The organism is Pseudomonas juntendi, assembly GCF_009932375.1.
GTDB classification, from domain to species: Bacteria; Pseudomonadota; Gammaproteobacteria; order Pseudomonadales; family Pseudomonadaceae; genus Aquipseudomonas; species Aquipseudomonas juntendi.
In genome coordinates, this window is record NZ_BLJG01000202.1 from 1 (window position 1) to 524 (window position 524).

At 65.1% G+C, this 524-nt stretch carries 1 protein-coding gene; it reads right to left on the bottom strand.

The features are described from left to right. Nucleotides 1–524: ABC transporter permease subunit (locus GYA94_RS21325; protein WP_161893055.1), on the bottom strand; the 524-nt coding region annotated here is incomplete at both ends.

Below are 524 nucleotides of genomic sequence, written 5' to 3' on the forward strand. Positions count from 1 at the left end.
TCGGCAAGGTGGTCGAGCCAGGCCCGGAAACGAAGCTGGCCAATACCAGGTCGTCCAGCGACAGCGCGAACGACATCATGCCCCCCGCCGCCAGCGATGGCGCGATCATCGGGATGGTGATCAGGAAGAACACCTTCCAAGGCTTGGCACCCAGGTCCATCGCCGCTTCCTCGATCGACAAGTCCAGCTCACGCAGGCGCGCCGACACCACCACCGCCACATACGCGGCGCAGAACGTGGTATGGGCGATCCAGATGGTGACGATGCCACGCTCCTGCGGCCAGCCGATCATTTGCGCCATGGCTACGAACAGCAGCAACAGCGACAGGCCGGTGATCACCTCGGGCATTACCAACGGTGCGGTGACCAGGCCGCCGAACAGCGTGCGGCCCTTGAAGCGGGTGACGCGGGTCAGCACGAACGCGGCCAAGGTCCCCAGCGCCACCGCTGCCACCGCCGTGTAGCAGGCAATTTCCAGCGAGCGCATCACCGAACCCATCAGTTGGGTGTTGTCGAGCAGGCCG